Source organism: Dyella sp. SYSU CM1112, assembly GCF_058216415.1.
In genome coordinates, this window is the sequence record NZ_JBZEGI010000001.1 from 300,390 (window position 1) to 320,418 (window position 20,029).

Consider the following 20,029-nt stretch of genomic DNA (forward strand, 5'->3'; position numbering starts at 1 on the left):
AGTATCACCCTGTCACCCCTGTTTAATGCGCAGGTCCGCTTTTACAAGTGACACGCGCGTCGCATCAAAACTCGATATGGGCTCGCAGTCCCGCAAAACGCGCGGGACCGCGGTCACGGTTGTAGCCTGGGTTGCGAATGAATTGGAAATCCGGGCTGATGCTGAGGTGGTTGATGACCGCCATGCTGTAGTAGATCTCGGCGATCTGTTCCGGGCCGTAGTGCAGTGCGCCGTCGCCTAGCAGAAAGCCTTGTCCACCCAGGGCGAGATAGTGTGCGTGGACGCGGGAGAGTCCATCGATGGCGAGGCCTATGCCGAGCCGGTCATCGGATCGTTGCCAATGCGCGCCAGATAGCTGAAAGCCTCCGCTGAGCGTGCGGTCGACTTCGGTGAATACGAATGATTCGGTGTGTCCATCGTTCCATCCGGCACGCATGAAGAAACCCGTGTCGCCGTTGTCGGCGACCGGCAGTTCACCGTTGATGCCGAAGCCGAATTTATGGCGTCCCGGTGCATCGTCGGCACGGATGTCAGGGACCTGCCCGGTCGCGTCGGCGATATCGATCGCCTGCTGGTAGATGCCCATGTTTGCCTTGTTGTAGAAACCGAGGAAACGCAGTGCCCAGCCGTTGGGTTGGGGTTGCAGGGTCAACTCGATCTGCTGACCGCTTGCATGTCCCAGCGAAGTGTCCAGGCGCTGGCCGTTTGCTTCATACGGCATGCGATAGATGCCATAGCGCAGACTCCAGCCGGACATGATCAAGCCGATCATCACCCCATCGGTGTAGCCGCGGGTGTTGGCAGCGAAATCCCAAGCGGTGTTGTTCCACAGCGACCAGTTCATGAACTGGGTGCGGGTAGCATTGGCATAGCGGTTCTTGTCGAAATCGTCGTTTACCGCCATCAGGCCGGCTTTGATCTCGAGATGCTGCGTGGCTTCGTCGCCGGGTAGTTGATCTTGCCCGCGCTCAAGGTGGGTAACTTGGCCGCCAAGTGGCAGCGTCCAGCGCAGATAGCTGCGCGCCACGTAAGGTGTCTTGCCAAGGTTGGCGACGCCCGAACGGATGATGTCGCCGTTAGTCAGGCCACCTAATCCGGTCGCGCCGCTGACGCCTTCGCCCTTGAACATTTCGACGTCGACGTAGAACTGGAAGTGAGCGGGCAGGGCGACGCCGAAGTAAGCGCCGAAGGTGTGCGAACGTGCCGTCGAACCGTTTGGATTCAGGCTGAGCGGGCCGCTATACGGCGAATGCACGCGCGACTGGTTCTGGTCGACGAAAGTGTATTGAGCGCCCAGCCACTGCGGGACGAACAGCGGTGCATCGTCCGCCTGCGACGCGAGCGGCAATACGGCCAGCAAGAGGCATGACAGGAGGATGCGGCGAACTTGGCTGATCATGAGTGGCGTTGACGGTGACTATGGGCAGGAGGATATGCCAGGGCTGCGCAGGGAATCGGTAGGGGGCGGGGGTTCTCAAAAGCGTGAAACCCGTTCGAGCAGAGCGCGGCAGTATCCGGTATGCGCGTAAAGGACATGAGCGTCTATTGTTCGAGGGAATCATGACAAACAAAAAAAGCCACCTTGCGGTGGCTTTTTTGAGATTCGCAGAACCATCAGGCGCTGCGCGAGGCCTTCTTGCGGTCGTTCTCGGTCAAGTGCTTTTTGCGCAGACGGATTTCCTTGGGCGTGACTTCGACCAACTCGTCGTCGTCGATGAAGTCCAGCGCCTGTTCGAGAGAGAACTTGGTCGCCGGCGTCAGCTGGATCGCATCGTCCTTGCCCGAGGCACGCATGTTGGTCAGCGGCTTGGGCTTGATGGCGTTGACGGTGAGGTCGTTGTCTTTGGCGTGGATACCGACGAGCTGACCTTCATAGACCGAATCGCCTTCCGCGGCGAACAGCTTGCCGCGTTCCTGCAACGGCCCAAGCGAGTAAGCGGGCGTGGTGCCGGCAGCGTTGGCGATCATCACGCCGTTGAGGCGCTTGGCGATCTGGCCTTCTTCCTTCGGACCGTAGTGGTCGAACACGTGGAACAGCAGACCCGAACCTTGCGTGAGGGTCTTGAACTGATTCTGGAAACCGATCAAGCCACGTGCCGGGATCATGTATTCCAGACGAACGCGGCCTTTGCCGTCCGGCTCCATGTTCTTGAGCTGGCCCTTGCGCATACCCAGGCGTTCCATCACTGGACCTTGGTGGATTTCTTCCACATCGATCACCAGCTGTTCGAATGGCTCCATTTTCTGGCCGTCGATTTCCTTGATGATCACTTCCGGACGCGACACAGCCAGTTCATAGCCTTCGCGGCGCATGTTTTCGATCAGCACCGACAAGTGCAGTTCGCCACGGCCTGACACGAGGAACTTGTCGGCATCCGAACCTTGTTCGACGCGCAGCGCCACGTTGTGCACCTGCTCGCGCTCGAGGCGATCTTTCAGCTGGCGGCTGGTGAGGAATTTGCCGCCGGAGAGATCCTTGTTGCCGGCAAATGGCGAGTTGTTCACCTGGAAAGTCATGCTGATCGTCGGTTCGTCGACGGTGAGCGCGGGCAGCGCTTCGGGCGTGTCGAGCGCGCAGACGGTGTCGGAAATGGTCAGCTCCTGAATACCGGAGATGGCGACGATATCGCCCGCTTCGGCGCTGTCCTGCTCGATGCGTTCGAGACCGAGGAAACCGAGCACCTGCAGTACCTTGCCCTGACGCTTCTTGCCGTGACGATCGATGATCGCGACGGGCATGTTCTTCTTGAGCGTGCCGCGCTGGATGCGGCCGATGCCGATGACGCCGACGAAGTTGTTGTAGTCCAGCTGGCTGATGCGCATCTGGAACGGACCAGTGGGATCCACTTCCGGCTTTGGCGCGTGATCCATGATGGCCTGATACAGCGGGGTCATGTCGCCTTCGCGGGCGTCCTGGTCGAGCGAGGCGTAGCCGTTCAGCGCGGAAGCGTAGACGATCGGGAATTCCATCTGCTCCGGCGTGGCGCCAAGACGGTCAAACAGATCCCACACCTGTTCCACCACCCACTCCGGACGCGCACCCGGACGGTCGATCTTGTTAACCACCACGATGGGCTTGAAGCCCATCGCGAACGCCTTCTGCGTGACGAAGCGGGTTTGCGGCATGGGACCGTCCATCGCGTCGACGAGGATCAAGACGGTATCCACCATCGACAGCACGCGCTCCACTTCGCCGCCGAAGTCGGCATGGCCTGGGGTGTCCACGATATTGATGCGGTTTTCACGCCAGGTGATGGCGGTGTTCTTGGCCAGGATGGTGATGCCGCGTTCCTTTTCCTGGTCGTTGCTGTCCATCACGCGTTCGGCCAGCACGGTGCGTTCGGACAGCGTGCCCGACTGCTTCAGCAACTGATCGACGAGGGTGGTTTTGCCATGGTCGACGTGGGCGACGATGGCGATATTGCGCAGGTTTTCGATGGACATGAGTACGGGTACCGGGGCGTGCCGTGGAGCCGCCGCGCTGGTGTGGATAGGGGGTAACCCGCGGATTATACGGGGTTATGTGACAGGTTGCTTGCCCGGGGCACTTTTGCAGCTTTCCTCATCGAGGAACCCGATCAGCATGGGGTTTCAGCTGGCTGAGTGCTTGGGCCCTCCCCTCTGTGCAACAGGGAAGGGCTGGATTGGGATCAAGCAAGTCTGGCGAAGATGTTGGGTGATGTCTTAATCAGGTAGCCGCTCAAGCAGCCGGCGGAACTCACCACCAACCCCACGCCACTCACCGTAGAGGGAATGGCGTCGCGTGAAGCTGAGATGGTGGCCTGGATGCCCATCCGGCAAGCCGACAGCCCTCAGGCTTCTTCGTCTTCCTCTTCTTCCTCGTCCTCTTCGTCTTCCTCGAATTGGGCCAGTTCTTCGACGCGCAGGAAGTTGTCGGCGTCGTCGGCAAAGGCGATGCGCTTGCCCTCGGCGCTCATCGGGCGCACGTCTTGTTGCTTGCTCCCGCCATCCAGGGTTTCGACCAGGGCGAAACAGACCAAGGGGGCGGCGCTTTCCTCACCGCCGTCGTCATAGACCGCCACCCAGCCGGTGGCGGGAAGAATCTGCAGGATATTCGTTTGCTTGGACATGGCAGTTCCGCGTGGTGAAAAACGCGCAAGCTTGCCCGGCGCTCATGACGATCGCAACCGTGTCTGTAAAACCATTTGATTTCACACGAGCCCGGTCAGGTAAAACACCCCGATCACCACGAAGACGGCCACAGTCTTGATGACGGTCACCGCAAACACGTCCCGGTAGGATTGCCGATGGGTCAGTCCCGTGACGGCAAGCAAGGTAATCACGGCACCGTTGTGCGGCAGGGTGTCCATGCCGCCGGACGCCATCGCGGCGACACGATGCAACACATCCATGGGAATGCCGGCCGCCTTCGCGTTATGGATGAAGGTGTCGGCCATTGCGGCGAGTGCAATGCTCATGCCGCCCGATGCAGAACCGGTAATGCCGGCGAGCGCAGTCACCGTCACGGCTTCATTGACCAGCGGATTGGGTACGGCGTGCAGTGCATCGGCCACCGCACGGAAGCCGGGCAGCGCCGCGATGACAGCACCGAAGCCGTATTCGGAGGCGGTGTTCATGGCGGCGAGCAGGGCGCCGCTTACCGCGGCTTTGCTGCCTTCGGCGAAATGCCGGGTGACCGGACGCCAGGCACATGCCAACACGCACAGGATGCCCAGCAGCAATGCACCTTCCACCGCCCAGATCGCCGCGATTTTCGATACTTCCTGCACGATGGGCGGAGGGTTGCCGATGACGGCGGGCACAAAGGATTGGGTCTTGCCGTAAAAGTGCGGGATCAGCTTGGTAAAAGCGAGATTGCCGACGCCAACCAAGATCAGGGGGAGCAGCGCGATCAATGGATGTGCAAGCTTGCTGCCATGAAAGGGCGCCGGTTCGTTGAGCAAGTTATCGCCATAACCTTCGCCGGCAGCCGCGGCTTTGCGTCGCCGGGACTCCAGGTACAGCATGCCCACGATCAGGATAAACAAGGCACCCAGGCTGCCGAGCCAGGGCGCTGCCCAGGCGGTGGTGCCAAAAAATGAAGTGGGAATGATGTTCTGGATTTGCGGCGTGCCCGGCAGCGAATCCATGGTGAAGGTAAATGCGCCCAGTGCGATCGTTCCGGGAATCAGGCGCTTGGGGATGTCCGATTCGCGAAAGAGTTCGACCGCAAACGGATACACGGCGAACACCACCACGAACAACGAGACGCCGCCATAAGTGAGCAAGGCGCAGACGAGCACGATGGACAGCATCGCGCGACTGCGGCCTACCAAATTGATGGTTGAAGCGACGATCGCTTTGGAAAAACCCGACAGCTCGATGACTTTGCCGAACACCGCCCCCAGCATGAAGACCGGAAAGTAGAGCTTGAGAAAGCCCACCATCTTTTCCATGAAGAGACCGGTGAACATCGGTGCGACCAAGGCGGGACTGGTGAGCAGTACCGCGCCGAGCGCGGCGATCGGTGCAAACAGAATCACGCTGTAGCCGCGGTAGGCCGCCAGCATCAAAAAGCACAGGGCGGCCAGCACGATGAGAAAAGCCATTCCATTCATCCTTTTTTACTTGGTTCTGCGACGCGACGATGTGAGGTGCAGGCGTTTATCCGCCGCTGTCATTCCCATGAAGGCGGGAATCCCGTTTTGCTTTTGCCGGAAGGGCGGCACGGATTGACCAGCTTTGCCGTTGAAGAATGCCTCTGCTTTCGCGCCAATAGCGGGAAGGAGAAGTCGTTCTTCATGCCTATAGCCGAACGATGGATGCCGCGTGTCGCCAGTATCCCGGCAGCCTTGCGTGCAACGGCACTGTACGAAGGTACAAGTGCTAGCCCCTGGCGCGCTGCCTATGCTGCGCAGCATGGGCATCCGTGGGTGGATGCACACCACTGCGAGGGGAAACATGAAGCGTAGCCATTTGAGTCTGGCGATCGGCTTGAGCCTGGGGCTTGCCTGCATCGCGCCGCTGAACGCGCAGCAGACCAGCCAAAGCGATAACACGGCATCCAACAACAACCAGGCGAATGCGAATAGCGCCAACCCGGTTCAAGCCAAGAAGCTCGACCAGATCACCGTGACCGCTCGCAAACGCGAAGAAACGCTGCAGGATGTTCCCATTGCGGTGACAGCGCTGACGTCGCAAGCGCTCTACGAACAGAACGTGCAGGACCTGAGCGATCTGCAAGGCAAGGTTCCCGATCTGCAGATCTATGCGGCACGCGGTTCCAATACCACGTTGACGGCGTACATTCGCGGCCTGGGGCAAGCCGATCCGACCTGGGGCTTCGATCCGGCCGTGGGCATTTATCTCGATGACGTCTACATGGCGCGTCCACAGGGCGCGATGCTGGATGTTTTCGATGTCGATCGCATCGAAGTACTGCGTGGTCCGCAAGGCACGCTGTATGGCAAGAACACCATCGGCGGCGCCATCAAATACGTTTCCAAGCCGCTGCCGGTGAAGACGGAAGGTTCGGTGGAAGTCACCACTGGTACGCATGGCGAGAAGGATGTGAAGGCGGCGCTGGGCGGGGCCTCGGCGGACGGCGTCTGGCGCGGACGTATCGCGGTCGCCAGCGAGCACAACAATGGTTTTGGTACCGATCTGCTCAATGGCAGCCGCAACGGTGACAAGGATACCAACGCCGCACGCGCGACCTTGGGGTTCTTCCCGACCAAGAATTTCAATGCGCAGCTGGAAATCGACGGCATGCACGACGATTCCAATCCGCGTGGCGCCAAGATGCTGGAGGTTAATCCGCTCGATCCCGCTTACCAGCCGCTGCCTAGCGACTACAACACACGCAGCGGCATGCCGCAGGTCAACCAGACCAAAACGAAGGGTGCGGCGCTTACCATGAACTGGATCGTGAGCGAGGATTGGACGCTGAAATCCGTCAGCGCCTATCGCGGCTCATCCACGGACAGCAATATCGATTTCGATACCTTGCCGCAGGAAATCGCCGACGTATCGGCGATCTACAGGGATCACCAGTTCAGCGAAGAGTTGCAGGCCAATTACGATTCGGGCGGTGTCATCCATGGCGTCATGGGCCTGTACTACTTCAACGGCACCGCGTCCGGCGACATCCACAATATCTTTCTAGGCTCGCCGCCCTATAACCTGCTGGGACTTTCCGAGTACGGCAGCACCGGCGGCAGCATGGGGACGCGCAGCTACGCGGCTTACGCGGATTACACCTGGGATATCAGCCCGGATTGGAGCCTGGATGTCGGTGCGCGCGCCACCGATGAAAAGAAAACCGCCGTCATACAGAACTATGACTACTCCGACGCGACGTTCACGGTGCCGATCGGCGTGCTGGCGGATTTCACCGGCGCGCATACCTCGCGCAACGTATCGCCCAAGGTATCGGTGGACTACAGCGCCAGCGATCAGGTGAAGTTGTATGCCACCTACAGCGAGGGTTTCCACTCGGGCGGTTACAACATCCGTGCGAACTGCGCGCAGATTCCCACGTCCTGCCGCCCGATCCAGGATGAGAACGTGAAGTCGTTCGAGCTCGGCAGCAAGATGAGCTTCTTCGACAACACGCTGATGATGAACACGGCGCTGTTCCACAACATCTACTCAAACATCCAGCTCTCCGTCTTTACCTCGTACACGGAACCGAATGGCAGCCAGGGCTTCTTCGGCGATTTCACCAATGCGGGTAAAGGCCATATCGACGGTCTGGAAGAAGAGTTTGCCTGGTATCCCTCACAGGATTGGACCTTCAGCGGCAACTTCTCTTACCTGCATACCAAGTACACCGAGTTCTACAGCGGTGGCGTCAACATCGCCAATACGCAGTTCTTTACCAATGCGCCGAGATGGTCGGGTGGCTTGACCTTGCAGCGCAGCTTTCCGCTGGGTGCGTACGGTGACCTGAGTGCGCGCCTCAACTATCAGTATCAGACCTCGGTATGGCCGGAAACCACCCTGTCGCCGCTGATCAAGCAGGGTTCGTACGGACTGATCAATGCGGGTCTGATCTGGCAGATTGACCAGCCCTGGTCAATCAGTCTGCAGGGTTCGAACCTTGGCAATAAATCGTATCGCACCACTGGCTATAACATCGCCGCACTGGGCATCGTGACGGGTTTCTACGGACCGCCACGCATGGTGACGCTCTCGGCCAAATACACCTTCTGAGGTTTGCCCCAGACCCGGTCCGTGCATCCCTCGACACGGGCCGGGCCTTTTCACGCTATGGCGCTAACAGAGCGGGTGCGTCGCGAAAGACGCCAGGATGATTTGATGGTACTTGTGACACTGGGACATGAGAGGACAAGAGCGATGCGTTGGATCAAGGTCGTATGCATGGGTGCGTTGCTGGCTGCCGGGGTTGCCAGCGCGGACGACGTAGCTCCTCCTCTTCCTGTTTTGAAGCTCGACCCGTCGCGAACGGCGGTGGCGGGTCTTTCCTCCGGCGCCTATATGGCGACCCAGATGCAGATGGCTTACCCGGAATTATTTCCGAATGCGGCGTTGATCGCGGGCGGTCCTTATGGGTGTGCCGAGGACAAATTGCAGATCGCACTGAGCAGCTGCATGAAAGGCGTACCGGCGCCCGATGTTTCCGCCTTGGTTGCGACGGCGAAGCAACGTGCGGCCAAAGGCGAGATCGGCCCGTTGAAGGATCTCGCGCACGGACGTGTTTACCTGCTGCATGGCACGGCGGACACGGTGGTCGCCCCGGCAGTCGCGGAGGCCGCTGCGCACTTTTATGAAGCGTTGCGCGACGAGCCGGGTCTGGCGGGATTGCAGGTCAATGACGACGGCAAGCGGAGTTTCTCGCATAACCTGCCGATTGCCGCGGTCGGCGAGGATTGCGGGAAATCCGTTTCGCCGTATCTCGGGCATTGCGGGTTTGATGCAGCGGGCGCTGTCTTCGCACAGCTGTTTGGTCCGCCGCCGCACGCAGCGGGCGCCGAGGCGAAGGGCCGATTGCAACGTTTCGATCAGGATGCATTGAAGCCGGGCGGCGCGGATGCGTGGCTGGCTTCCACGGGCTATGTGTACGTGCCACCGGATTGTGCGGCGGGCAAACGTTGCGGCCTGCTGGTCGCCTTCCACGGCTGCAAACAAAACGCCGATGCCGTGGGACAGGCCTTCGTGAAGGATGCGGGGTTCAATCGCTGGGCGGACGTCTATGACGTGGCCATCCTGTATCCTCAGACGCGGGCAAGCTTCGCGCCATTGAATCCCCAGGCATGCTGGGATTGGTGGGGTTATTCGGGCAACAATTACGACACGCGGCAGGGGGTGCAGCTGCGGTGGGTGGTCAATGCGGTGAGGGCATTGGGATTGCCGGTGGGGCATTGATATCGCATGCAGGCGTGCGGTTGTGCTGCTGGTGGAAGCGGGAGCCTGTATTTAAATGTAACAACGTATGCAGGCTTGGAATTCCAGTGTTTGAACATGCACTGTGGCTGACAGACGGATTGCCTGCGGCGCTTTCGGCCCCTAAGGGGCCGAGTCACGTTCTCTTGCGTGCCCAACAGAAAGTAATCAAAGAGAAAGCCATCCCGAGGATGCGCTTGGCGGGCATCCTGCCCGCCAAGTCCGTGAAGGGGAGGCAGGGTTTTTCGGCAACACATCCCGTGCCGGCGAAAAACAAGCCGGCATCCGTGCCGACTTCCTTACGGGCTCATCCGCCAGCCCTTCACCGCACCCTAGGAGCCCGGGGTAAAGCTGCATGCCCTCCTGGCGCGCGCTTCTTGTTGGCGGGGCATGTCGGGAAAGCGCGCGGTGTTTCGTATCTCTGCACGATTCGGTTGGTTTCATGCTGAGTACGGGGCTGATCGCTACAGCGGCTTTGGTTTGGCTTGGCCTGCTATTTGGCGTTGCGCTTACCGGTGAACGCCGTCCGCATTTGTTCGAGAAGCACTGGGCGATCATTTACGCGCTTTCGTTGGCGATTCACTGTACGTCGTGGACGTTCTACGGCACGGTGACGCAGGCGAGTCGTTCGGGGTGGTGGTTGCCGCCGACGTTTGTGGGCGCGATTCTCATGTATGTGTTCGCTTCGTCGGTATTGCGGCGTCTGGTGCAGCTTGCCCGCGAGTACAACGCCAGTTCCATCGCTGACCTGATCGTGGTGCGTCTTGGTCGGCACGCCGGATTGGCGGCGCTGGTGACGCTGGTGGTGTTGATTGGCATCGTGCCGTACATCGCCCTGCAGCTAAAAGCCGTGGCGATGAGTTACACGCTGTTGCGCCGTGGCGAGCTGGCCGAGTCGGCGCCATGGCATGACAGTGCGTTGTACGTGGCGTTGCTGATGGCGTTGTTCGCGATGTTGTTCGGCACGCGGCGTGCATCAGGCATGGCGCATAACCGCGGGCTGGTGTTGGCGATGGCATTCGAGTCGCTGTTCAAGCTCGGGGCGATGTTGGCATTGGGAACATTGTTGTTTACGCCGCCGCCGGCTGGCGCGGCTATCGGCCTGCCGCCGCCGCACGATAGCAGTGGTTTCCCGGCACTGATCCTGCTGGGCGCCTTGGCGATGTTTACTTTGCCGCATCAGTTTCACGCGGGTGTGGTGGAGTGTCGTGACAGTTCGCACGTACGTACGGCGCGATGGTTGTTTCCGCTTTATATGCTGCTGATTGCGTTGCCGATCCTGCCGCTGGCGAAGATGGGGGACGCGTGGCTGGCTCCGAGCGGCGTGCCGTCCGATCTTTATGTGCTGGCATTGCCGCTGGCGCGCGAGCAGCACGGCATGGCGTTGGTTGCGTTTCTCGGTGGTCTCAGCGCGGCCACGAGCATGGTGGTGGTGGCGACGCTTGCGCTGAGTCTGATGGTGGTCAATCACTTCATTGCGCCGCTGCGTGTGCGTGCGGGTTGGGGCCGTGACGAGCGGGGAGATTTGCGCGGCGAAGTGTTGAACCAACGCCGCGCGGCCATTCTTGCGGTCATCCTGCTGGCGTGGATGTATAGCCGCCTGCTGGCGCGCAATGACGCGCTGGCGGATATCGGAGCGATTTCATTTTCCGCGCTGGCTGGATTGGCACCCGCGTTGCTGGCAGCCGTGTATCGCCCGCAGTTCGGGCCTAGGGCGGTGATGTGGGGGCTGGCCGCAGGCAGTGTGGTCTGGTTGTACGTGTTGTTGCCGGCTGGCTTGTCGCATCCGCCCGCCTGGTTCATGCAAGGGCCGCTGGGTTTGCGTTGGCTTACGCCGGATGGCTTGATGGGTCTGGATGACTGGAGCCGCCTGGGGCGCGCGGTGATGCTCAGCCTGGTGACGAACGTATTAGTGATGGTCGCTGTCGCCAATACCCGCTATGGGCGTCGACGCTGGATGGCCGGCGTAAGTAACGTGACGGTTGTGGAATTGCGTGCGCTGGCGGAACGCTTTCTACCGCATGAGCGTGTCGAGCGCGTATTCGCAGGCATGGATATGCGCGGTCCTGCGGGCAATGCGCGCGTTGCCGAGGTGGAGCATGAATTGGCGGCGGTGATCGGCGCGGCTTCCGCGCGTTTGCTGCTGGAAGTAGTGCATCGGCAAGGGCGCGCCGAATTCGACACGGTGGCGGCGATCGTCGGTGAAGCCGCGCAAGATCTGCATTTCAGTCAGCGTGTGCTGGAAGCGGCGCTGGAAAACATGAGCCAAGGTATCTGCGTGGTCGATACCGAGCTGCGCCTGGTGGCGTGGAATCGCCGCTACGCTACGTTGTTCGGTTATCCGGCGGAGCTGTTGCAAGTCGGAAGGCCGGTGGCGGATCTGATCCGGCGGAATATTGCGGCGGGCATCATTGGTCCTGGCGATGTCGAGGCGCGCGTGCGGCGGCGGCTTGCCCATATGCGGGCCGGCACGGAGCTGCTTTCCGAGCGGCGCTTTCCTGATGGCACGGTGGTCGAAATACGCGGCCATCCAATGCCTGGCGGCGGATACGTTGCTACGTTTACCGATGTCACCGTGTTTCGCGAAACCGCGCACGAGTTGATGCTGACTAACGAAACACTGGAGTTGCGGGTGGCCGACCGAACCCGCGAATTGGCGCAGGCCAGTGCGGAAGCGCATCGCGCGAACGAAGCGAAGAGTCATTTCCTGGCGGCGGTAAGCCACGACTTGATGCAGCCCTTGCATGCGGCGCAATTGTTTGCACATGCCTTGGGCGAGCATGGCTATGACGCGGCCAACGCCAGGCATCTCAATGACGCACTGGCGGCTACCGAAGGTTTGCTTGGTGGCTTGCTTGATATCGCACGCCTGGAAGGCGGCCGTCTTCATCCGCAGCCGCGCGACTTTCCTCTGGCAGAAGTATGGGAGCCGCTGGCAGCGGAGTTTCGTGCGCTCGCCAGCGATCGCGGCGTGCAGCTTCACGTTGTCGACAGTCGTGCATGGGTGCGGTCCGACCCGTTGCTGCTGCGGCGCGTACTGCAGAATTTCCTGTCGAATGCGCTGCGTTATGGCGAACGTGGACGTGTGCTGCTGGGTGCACGTCACCGCGCGGGGGGATTGCGGCTGGAGGTATGGGATACCGGTCCTGGCATCGCCGAGGAGGAGCGCGTTCTGATCTTCGAGGAATTCCGGCGTGGCAGTACGGCGGGAGGGCAAGGGCTTGGCCTGGGACTCTCGATTGCACAGCGTGTGGCAGCGTTGTTGGAGCATCCGCTTGGACTGCGTTCGTGGCCTGGACGCGGCAGCGTGTTTTATGTCGACGTGCCTCGTGCACTCTCTGCTTATCACGCTGCAATACCAACCGCGGTGGAAGTCAGCCCGCTGATGGCGGGGCGAGCATTGATTCTGGACAACGAGCCTTCTGCGCTCGCGGCACTCGGTGCCTTGCTGGGAAGCTGGGGATGGGAAGTGCATGCTGCGTCGCAGGCGGCTCACGCACTTGCTGCACCATGGCGCCCGGATCTGTGCGTGCTGGATTACCACCTCGATCGTGGGCAAACCGGCTGGGATGTGCTTTTCGAATTGCGCCGCCAACACCCGGGTGTCCAGGCAGTTGTGCTTACCGCCGACCGCGATGGCGAATTGCGTCAGCGTTTGCTCGAAGCCGGTGTGATGGTGCTGTACAAACCCCTTAAACCCTTGGCGTTGCGGCAGGTGATGCAGCGAGCTACGGCAGCGCGCGAGTCAGGCATCACGCATCAGGCTTGAGCTGAAAGCGGAGACGCCGCGCCGGGTTCGCCGAGGTCCAGCGCATGCAACAACACGCCAGCCTGGGTGCGATTGCGCACGCCAAGTTTTTCGAAAATAGCCGTTGCGTGCGCTTTGACGGTGCGCTCCTGGATACCCAAGCGATCTGCAATCTGCTTGTTAAGCAAGCCGTCGGCCAGCAAGGCGAGCACGCGGTACTGCTGTTCGGTGAGGCGGGCCAGCCTGGCCGCAAGATCCGCGTCGGCAGGATGACTGGGCAGCGCGGCCACGCTGCGTGCGAGTGCAGGGGGCAACCAGCTGCCGCAATTCAGCACGGTGACTACGGCTTTGCTGATTTCCTCGGGATCGGCGCTTTTGGGGATGAAACCTGCCGCACCATGATCGAGCACGCGCCGTACGACCGTTGGCTCGTCATGAGCGGAAACCACCAGCACTGCCACAGCGGGATATTGGCCACGCAGGGCGGCCAGGCCGGACAGTCCCTGACTGCCAGGCATATGCAGATCGAGAAGCACCAGGTCGATATCCGGATCTGCTGAAAGTGCATCGAGCACGCCGGATAGATTGCAGGCTTCGAGCACGCTGCAGTCGTCCAGATGCTCGCTCGCTGCCTGGCGCAAGGCGGCTCGAAAGAGAGGATGGTCATCGGCGATGAGTAAACGTGGCACGCAAGCCTCCCTAAAGCTTGTGAGATCTGTAAGCACATCGGCGAGTCGGCTTGGCCGGTGCCGCTGGCGATATCGCCGCTCCCCCTTCGGACTGTTACGCGCCCCGTTCTCCTTGGCCGGGGCGTATGCAGACCGATACAGATCTGAGCTTTAGACCATAACCGGGGAGAACTGCGGCGTCGAGATAAAAGAGGGGGTTGGCGGGAGTTACGTTGTTGTACTTTCGTACGATGGTCTGGCGCGATGAGCTTGCTATGGTGGGCGGATGAATATCCGTACATGCTTGATGAGTGTTGTCGTGCTGGCCCTGTTTGCCTGCGGAGGGCGCGTGTCGGCAAAGGAGCCAGTGATGCAAGGGGTCGATTTTGTGCAAGGCGGGATCATGGTGACCGCGCATCGCGATCACGACGACTTGCTCAGCGCCGGACTTGGTCTCGAAGGCTTGAGGGGAGCGCCGGTGCCTTTTGCCGATCCGGCCCATCCCACGGTGCAGGAGTTGCGTCGACGCGCCATCCAGAGCAGTTGGAAGGGGATTGCGGATCTTGGGCCGCTGGGCGGTTATGGAACCGTCTATGGGGCCGTGCCCGACGTACCCGGGCGGGAATATGAGGCGTTTGCCAGGCTGCCGGGCGCGCACTCGCCGCATCGTGTACTGGTGCAAGTGCCGGACCATTTCGACACCGTCCATCGCTGTCTGGTGGTGACGGCATCATCCGGCTCGCGCGGCATCTATGGCGCGATCGCGCTGGCTGGAGCATGGGGATTGCCGCGGGGCTGTGCGGTGGCCTACACCGATAAGGGAACGGGTTCGGGCTATTTCGATTACGCGGATGATTCCGGCGTCAAGCTGGATGGTGAACGGGCGAAGCGCGGTATAGCGATGCTGGAATTCGAGCCTGCTGCGCTAAAAGGCGAAGGCATTGCCGTCAAGCACGCGCACTCCGGCGACAATCCAGAAGCCGACTGGGGGCGTCATGTGCTGCAGGCAGCGCAGTTCGGCCTGGCCATGCTGGATCGTGCGTTTCCCGATCAGGCGCCCTTCACTCCGGCCAATACAAAGATCATTGCAACGGGATTGTCCAATGGCGGCGGCGCCGTATTGCAAGCAGCCGGATTCGATGAGCACCACATGCTTGCAGGCGTGGTGGCGCTAGAGCCGAACGTGCACACGCCGCATCATGGCCGTGCGCTTTATGACTACGTGACCGAGGCTGCCATCTGGCTGCCTTGTGCCTTGATGGATAGCCGCTTTGCTTCGACACCGTTTGCGCGGGATGCCAACGCCGCGCCGCATCCTGCATGGGTGACGCGTTGCGCAAGCCTGCATGCGCAAGGGCTGTTGAAAGCAGCGACGCTGGATGCGCAGGCGAAAGAGGCCTATGAACATCTGCGCGCCAACGGCTGGACTGATCAGGCCATGGCAACGGCCGCTTCATCCACGGCATTCGACTTGTGGCGAGTCATTGGTGCTGCCTACGCGTCTGCTTATCTGCGCCGCGGTGCGGACGATATGCCATGCGGCTACCGGTACGAGGCGGTGGTGGATGGCAAGCCCGGGTTAGCTAGCGAGGCGACGCGTGCGAGCTGGTGGGCAAGTGCATCGGGTATCCCGCCCGGTGATGGAGTCGGGTTGTCCGGTGGCATGGGCGAGGGTGCTGATCCGCAGCTCGCCGGCCTGGAGTGCCTGCGGCAATTGTGGACGGGCGACAGCGCCGATGCGCGCGCCCTGCATGGATCTCTGCAGGCCTTGGCGGCGCGGCTGCCGAGAAAGGATTTACCTCTATGGGTGCTGCAGGGAGCGGATGACGGTTTGCTGCCGACCGCGTTTACGTCGGAGCCGTACATCGCCTGGCTGCATGAGGAAGGGCGCCACCCGCTGTACTGGAAGGTTCCCCACGCCCAGCATTTTGATGCGTTCCTGCCGTTGCCGGGCTTCGGTGAAAAGCACCTGCCCCTGTTGCCCTACGGTTATGTGGCGTTAGACCGCCTCTGGGCGCATCTTTTCCAAGGGCGATCCTGGCCCAGCCAGTTGCCCACCCCGGCAGGAAAGCCGCGTGGGGCCGGTCCCTTGGAGGCAAGCATGCTGGGGCTTTGAATCTTCCATGCGCCTCTGGGTAGAAAGTCGTTTCCGCCCTCTCCAGCAAGAGCCGTTCTGAGGGTATTCTTATGGGTTCGGCATCCGGCTTTTTCCGGATGCCCTATTGAGGACTCATAAGGAATACCCATGGCCATCCAAGTCACGATCACTACCAATCGCGGTCCGATCCGTCTTCGTCTGCATGACGACAAGACGCCGGTGACAGTAGCTAGCTTCGTCAATCTGGCGCGTCGCGGTTATTACGATGGTTTGTCTTTCCATCGCGTGATCGCCGATTTCATGATTCAGGGCGGGTGTCCCGAAGGCAGCGGCCGTGGCGGCCCGGGCTATCGTTTCGAAGATGAATTCCATGCTTCGTTGCGCCACGACAAGCCGGGCATTCTCTCCATGGCCAATGCAGGCCCGCGTACGAACGGCAGCCAGTTCTTCATCACACATGGTGCGACGCCATGGCTGGATGGCAAGCACAGCGTGTTTGGCGAAGTGATGGGTCCTGAAGACCTGGCCATCGTCAACACGGTTGAGCAGGGCGACAAGATCGAAAAGGTGACGGTGGAGGGTGACGTCGATACCTTGCTGGCCGCGCAATCCGACCGAGTGAAAGAGTGGAACGAGATCCTCGATCAGCGCGCTTGATTCGACTGGCATGGCATCAAGCCGCCGTGGTTCGCCACGGCGGCTTTTTCACGCGCGCGTTACGATTGTGCAGACAGCGTGGGCATACAATCCGGGCACTGATCCTCACAGGAGTGTAGCGATGTCATTACTCGGCAGTCTGGGCAGTTTGTTAGGCGGGCAAGGCGAGGGGGCCGGCTCGCTGGTGTCGGTGGCTGGTCAATTGATCCAGCAGGCCGGCGGAGTACAGGGATTGGCCAGCACGTTGCAACAGCATGGCCTGGGCGACGCGGTTCAGTCCTGGATCGGAAATGGAACAAATCAGGCCATCTCAGGCGATCAGCTCAATCAAGTGCTGCAGAAGACGGGTCTGGATTCGGTAGTCACCGAGGCTGCCGGTAAGCTGGGTGTTGATCCCGGCCAGCTTGTTGGCCAGCTTGCGCAAGTATTGCCACATGCGGTCGATCACCTGACGCCAGACGGTCAAGCGCCGGCGGGCGGTGGCGGTTTCGATCTTTCGATGCTCGGCGGATTGGCCGAGCGGCTACTGGCGGCCAAGACGGCCTGATCATTTGCTTCTTCAACGAAAAAGCACGGCGGAATGAATCCGCCGTGCTTTTCTGTTTGGCAAGCATGCTTTCTGTTTTAGATATAGCGAAGCAGGAATAGCAGGACGACCGCGCCGACAATCGACATCAGGAAGCCGGCGGTATGGAATTTCTGGCCGGGCTCCGGCTTTTTGAGCAGGGTGCCGATGAAGCCGCCGATGATGGAACCCACGATGCCCACGACCGTGGTCATGATGAATCCGTAGTGTTCGGCTCCCGGCACGATCCAGCGTGCGATCACACCGACGATAAAGCCAACGATGATGGACCAAATGATATGGAACATAGGTATCTACTCCTTGAATCTGGCTCGTGACTGGTGGTCGGAAAATGTCCCCTCCGCCCGGCGCTGCGGCGGCCTTCGCATAATGCCAGCGGGTAGCAGCGGGGCAATAGGAGTTTTCCTAGATGAGGGCGGCCAGCATCGCGGATGACGCACCGCCACATGCTAAAATCCCCAAGTTTGCTGTCCACCGAGAAACGCCCATGCCCCAGCTCGCCCAGCGCATCGGCCGCGCCAAACCCAGCGCGATCATGGTCATCGCCGAAACGGCCAAGCAGCTCAAGGCTGCCGGTCGTGACATCATCAGCTTCTCGATCGGCGTACCGAATTTCCTGCCGGGCGAGCATGTATATGCCGCAGCCCGCGAGGCCCTATCGCATGACAGCGGCCAATACGGCAGCAATCGCGGTTCGGATGCGCTGCTGGATGCGTTTCTCAAGCACATTGAGGCCTTGGGTTTTACCGGCTACGGACGCTTGAATTTTTCGGTCGGCATCGGTGCCAAACAGATTCTGTACAACCTGGCCGAGGCATTGCTCAACGAAGGGGATGAAATCTGCTTCCCGGCCCCGTACTGGACCACGTATCGCGACATCGCCGATATCGTGGGAGCAAGGGCGAACGTCCTGCATTGCGGGCCTGAGCAGAACTACAAGCTCACCCCCGAGCAGCTGGAAACGGCGCTTGCGCGCAAGCCCAAGGTGTTCCTTTTCAATAACCCCTCGAATCCTACCGGCATGGTCTATACGCGCGAGGAAATCGCCGCGCTGGCCGATGTACTGGTGCAGTACCCGGATACCTGGATCGTGACCGACGATATCTATAACTCGATGGTGTTCGATGGCATCGGGTATCACAATTTCGTGTTTGCGCGGCCGGAGCTGCGCGATCGGCTGATTTTCGTCGATTCGATTTCCAAGACTTACGGGATGCCGGGTTGGCGCGTGGGGCTGATTGCGGGGCCGGAGCCGGTAGCCAAGGCCGTGACCACGCTCAATTCCAATCACATCACCAGCGTACCGGAGGTTGTTGCGGCTGCGGCCATTGCGGCTTTCAGCGGTCCGCAGGATATCCCGCAGGCAAAATGCAAGGAATTTGCGCAGAAGCGTGACATCGTGCTTGCCGCGCTGGCGAAGATTCCTGGTGTAGTGTGTCCGCGTCCTCAGGGGGCGTTCTACGCGTTTCCCGATGTATCGGTGGCGTTCGGCAAGAGCCACAATGGTACGCGCATCGAGAACGATGTCGATTTCTGCGCTGCCTTGCTGGGCGCCAAGGGCGTTGCCTGCGTGCCCGGTTCGGCGTTTGGCGAACCACGCGCCATGCGCATTTCCTATACCTGTCCCACGGCTCAACTGGAACCGGGGCTTGCGCGCATCGCCGAGTTCTTTGCCGAATTGAATTGATTTGTTTTCACGGCCCGCATCATCAAGGTGCGGGCTTGTTGTTTTATGCACCTGAAGGAGTTGCCACGATGAAAGCCCCCGTTCGTGTTGCCGTGACCGGCGCAGCCGGCCAGATCGGTTACGCCTTGCTGTTCCGTATCGCCGCCGGCGACATGCTCGGTCCGGACCAGCCGGTGATTCTGCACTTGCTCGAAATCACGCCGGCATTGCCCGCCCTGCAAGGTGTGGTGATGGAGCTCAACGATTGTGCGTTCCCGTTATTGGCGGGTGTCGTCGCCACGGACGACGTGAATGTTGCGTTCAAGGATGTCGATTACGCGCTGCTGGTCGGTGCACGTCCGCGTGGCCCCGGCATGGAGCGTAAGGATCTGCTGGAAGCCAACGGTGCGATTTTCTCGCCGCAGGGCAAGGCGCTTAATGATCATGCCAAGCGCGATGTGCGCGTACTGGTCGTGGGCAATCCGGCCAACACCAATGCGCTGATCGCACAGCAGAATGCACCGGACCTCGATCCGAAGTGCTTCACCGCGATGGTGCGCCTGGATCACAACCGTGCGCTGTCGCAGCTTGCCGAGAAGACTGGCAAGCACACGACTGATATCAAGAAGGTCACCATCTGGGGCAACCACAGCTCCACGCAGTATCCGGACCTGCACCACGCTACCGTAGGCGGCAAGTCTGCGCTGAGCCTGATCGATCAGGCCTGGTACGAGAAGGATTTCATTCCGACTGTGCAGCAGCGCGGCGCTGCCATCATCAAGGCACGTGGCGCTTCCTCGGCGGCCTCGGCGGCTTCGGCGGCGATCGACCACATGCGTACCTGGGCGCTGGGTACGGCAGAAGGTGACTGGGTGTCGATGGGCATTCCTTCCGACGGTTCTTATGGCATCGAGCCGGGTGTCATCTACGGTTATCCGGTGACCGTCAAGAACGGTAAGTACGAAATCGTGCAAGGCTTGGAGATCAATGAGTTCTCGCGCGCACGTATGGACGCCACCCACAAGGAACTGCGCGAAGAGCGTGCAGGCGTCGAGCATCTGTTCGCCAAGAAGTAACTCTGGTTTTAAGCAGTACAGGAACGAACGGCCATCCAAGCTGGGGTGGCCGTTTTTCTTTTCTGAGGGATCGCGCTTGGGGATGGATAGTGATGTACGGTTCGTCGTTGCTCGCTGACGTCGCGGGCAAACCGCATCCATGTCATTCATAGCTGAAAGTGAAA

General features: G+C 60.6%; 14 protein-coding genes. 8 read left to right on the top strand and 6 right to left on the bottom strand.

Translation table 11 applies throughout. The features are described 5' to 3' along the window. Positions 1-64: 64 nt before the first annotated feature. From AC4HNJ_RS01540 to AC4HNJ_RS01555, 4 genes are all read right to left on the bottom strand, one after another. Positions 65-1,399, bottom strand: coding sequence for a carbohydrate porin (locus AC4HNJ_RS01540; RefSeq protein ID WP_490477760.1), 1,335 nt, complete (start codon positions 1,397-1,399; stop codon positions 65-67). A 215-nt stretch (positions 1,400-1,614) separates the two neighbouring features. Next, entirely contained in the window at positions 1,615-3,444 is a 1,830-nt protein-coding gene (gene typA / locus AC4HNJ_RS01545; RefSeq protein ID WP_490477761.1) for a translational GTPase TypA, read from the bottom strand. Positions 3,445-3,812: 368 nt separating this feature from the next. Beyond that, positions 3,813-4,091: a hypothetical protein gene (locus AC4HNJ_RS01550; RefSeq protein ID WP_490477762.1), complete on the bottom strand. Its 279-nt coding sequence runs from the start codon at positions 4,089-4,091 to the stop codon at positions 3,813-3,815. An 81-nt stretch (positions 4,092-4,172) separates the two neighbouring features. Further along, positions 4,173-5,570, bottom strand: a complete 1,398-nt coding sequence (locus AC4HNJ_RS01555; protein ID WP_490477763.1) for a GntP family permease — start codon at positions 5,568-5,570, stop codon at positions 4,173-4,175. Between the two features lie 352 nt (positions 5,571-5,922). Here AC4HNJ_RS01555 and AC4HNJ_RS01560 point away from each other — a divergent pair, with 352 nt between their 5' ends. The 3 genes from AC4HNJ_RS01560 to AC4HNJ_RS01570 all read left to right on the top strand — a co-directional run bounded on the left by AC4HNJ_RS01560 (position 5,923) and on the right by AC4HNJ_RS01570 (position 13,135). Then, complete coding sequence (locus tag AC4HNJ_RS01560; RefSeq protein ID WP_490477764.1) at positions 5,923-8,175, top strand: TonB-dependent receptor; 2,253 nt, start codon at positions 5,923-5,925, stop codon at positions 8,173-8,175. A gap of 144 nt (positions 8,176-8,319) precedes the next feature. Next, positions 8,320-9,348, top strand: a complete 1,029-nt coding sequence (locus AC4HNJ_RS01565; RefSeq protein WP_490477765.1) for an extracellular catalytic domain type 2 short-chain-length polyhydroxyalkanoate depolymerase — start codon at positions 8,320-8,322, stop codon at positions 9,346-9,348. 460 nt (positions 9,349-9,808) lie between these two features. Further along, positions 9,809-13,135, top strand: a complete 3,327-nt coding sequence (locus tag AC4HNJ_RS01570; RefSeq protein ID WP_490477766.1) for a hybrid sensor histidine kinase/response regulator — start codon at positions 9,809-9,811, stop codon at positions 13,133-13,135. Here the strand turns inward: AC4HNJ_RS01570 and AC4HNJ_RS01575 are convergent. Next, positions 13,126-13,803 (bottom strand): response regulator, encoded by a 678-nt coding sequence (locus AC4HNJ_RS01575; protein ID WP_490477767.1) that lies wholly within the window; start codon positions 13,801-13,803, stop codon positions 13,126-13,128. The two genes, AC4HNJ_RS01570 and AC4HNJ_RS01575, sit on opposite strands and share 10 nt — an antisense overlap. Positions 13,804-14,068: 265 nt before the next feature. On the opposite strand from AC4HNJ_RS01575, the gene AC4HNJ_RS01580 reads away from it, so the two are divergent. From AC4HNJ_RS01580 to AC4HNJ_RS01590, 3 genes are all read left to right on the top strand, one after another. Beyond that, a complete protein-coding gene (locus AC4HNJ_RS01580; RefSeq protein WP_490477768.1) occupies positions 14,069-15,898 on the top strand; it encodes a 3-hydroxybutyrate oligomer hydrolase family protein in 1,830 nt (609 codons plus the stop codon). 129 nt (positions 15,899-16,027) lie between these two features. Beyond that, positions 16,028-16,537: a peptidylprolyl isomerase gene (locus AC4HNJ_RS01585; protein WP_490477769.1), complete on the top strand. Its 510-nt coding sequence runs from the start codon at positions 16,028-16,030 to the stop codon at positions 16,535-16,537. A gap of 10 nt (positions 16,538-16,547) precedes the next feature. Beyond that, the gene (locus AC4HNJ_RS01590; RefSeq protein ID WP_490477770.1) at positions 16,548-17,084 is read left to right on the top strand and encodes a YidB family protein; all 537 of its coding nucleotides are present in this window, start codon (positions 16,548-16,550) and stop codon (positions 17,082-17,084) included. A 77-nt stretch (positions 17,085-17,161) separates the two neighbouring features. Here AC4HNJ_RS01590 and AC4HNJ_RS01595 read toward each other — a convergent pair whose 3' ends face one another. Beyond that, entirely contained in the window at positions 17,162-17,410 is a 249-nt protein-coding gene (locus AC4HNJ_RS01595; RefSeq protein ID WP_490477771.1) for a GlsB/YeaQ/YmgE family stress response membrane protein, read from the bottom strand. A gap of 200 nt (positions 17,411-17,610) precedes the next feature. Between AC4HNJ_RS01595 and AC4HNJ_RS01600 the strand changes: the two genes are divergently transcribed. Both AC4HNJ_RS01600 and AC4HNJ_RS01605 read left to right on the top strand, forming a co-directional pair. Next, complete coding sequence (locus tag AC4HNJ_RS01600) at positions 17,611-18,810, top strand: aminotransferase class I/II-fold pyridoxal phosphate-dependent enzyme (protein ID WP_490477772.1); 1,200 nt, start codon at positions 17,611-17,613, stop codon at positions 18,808-18,810. A 68-nt stretch (positions 18,811-18,878) separates the two neighbouring features. Beyond that, positions 18,879-19,865 (top strand): malate dehydrogenase, encoded by a 987-nt coding sequence (locus tag AC4HNJ_RS01605; RefSeq protein ID WP_490477773.1) that lies wholly within the window; start codon positions 18,879-18,881, stop codon positions 19,863-19,865. Positions 19,866-20,029 lie beyond the last annotated feature (164 nt).

Coding starts and splice junctions, on each gene's coding strand:
- AC4HNJ_RS01540 (WP_490477760.1), bottom strand. CDS start 1,399: ATGATCAGCCAAGTTCGCCGCATCCTCCTGTCATGCCTCTTGCTGGCC.
- typA (WP_490477761.1), bottom strand. CDS start 3,444: ATGTCCATCGAAAACCTGCGCAATATCGCCATCGTCGCCCACGTCGAC.
- AC4HNJ_RS01550 (WP_490477762.1), bottom strand. CDS start 4,091: ATGTCCAAGCAAACGAATATCCTGCAGATTCTTCCCGCCACCGGCTGG.
- AC4HNJ_RS01555 (WP_490477763.1), bottom strand. CDS start 5,570: ATGGCTTTTCTCATCGTGCTGGCCGCCCTGTGCTTTTTGATGCTGGCG.
- AC4HNJ_RS01560 (WP_490477764.1), top strand. CDS start 5,923: ATGAAGCGTAGCCATTTGAGTCTGGCGATCGGCTTGAGCCTGGGGCTT.
- AC4HNJ_RS01565 (WP_490477765.1), top strand. CDS start 8,320: ATGCGTTGGATCAAGGTCGTATGCATGGGTGCGTTGCTGGCTGCCGGG.
- AC4HNJ_RS01570 (WP_490477766.1), top strand. CDS start 9,809: ATGCTGAGTACGGGGCTGATCGCTACAGCGGCTTTGGTTTGGCTTGGC.
- AC4HNJ_RS01580 (WP_490477768.1), top strand. CDS start 14,069: ATGAATATCCGTACATGCTTGATGAGTGTTGTCGTGCTGGCCCTGTTT.
- AC4HNJ_RS01585 (WP_490477769.1), top strand. CDS start 16,028: ATGGCCATCCAAGTCACGATCACTACCAATCGCGGTCCGATCCGTCTT.
- AC4HNJ_RS01590 (WP_490477770.1), top strand. CDS start 16,548: ATGGCATCAAGCCGCCGTGGTTCGCCACGGCGGCTTTTTCACGCGCGC.
- AC4HNJ_RS01595 (WP_490477771.1), bottom strand. CDS start 17,410: ATGTTCCATATCATTTGGTCCATCATCGTTGGCTTTATCGTCGGTGTG.
- AC4HNJ_RS01600 (WP_490477772.1), top strand. CDS start 17,611: ATGCCCCAGCTCGCCCAGCGCATCGGCCGCGCCAAACCCAGCGCGATC.
- AC4HNJ_RS01605 (WP_490477773.1), top strand. CDS start 18,879: ATGAAAGCCCCCGTTCGTGTTGCCGTGACCGGCGCAGCCGGCCAGATC.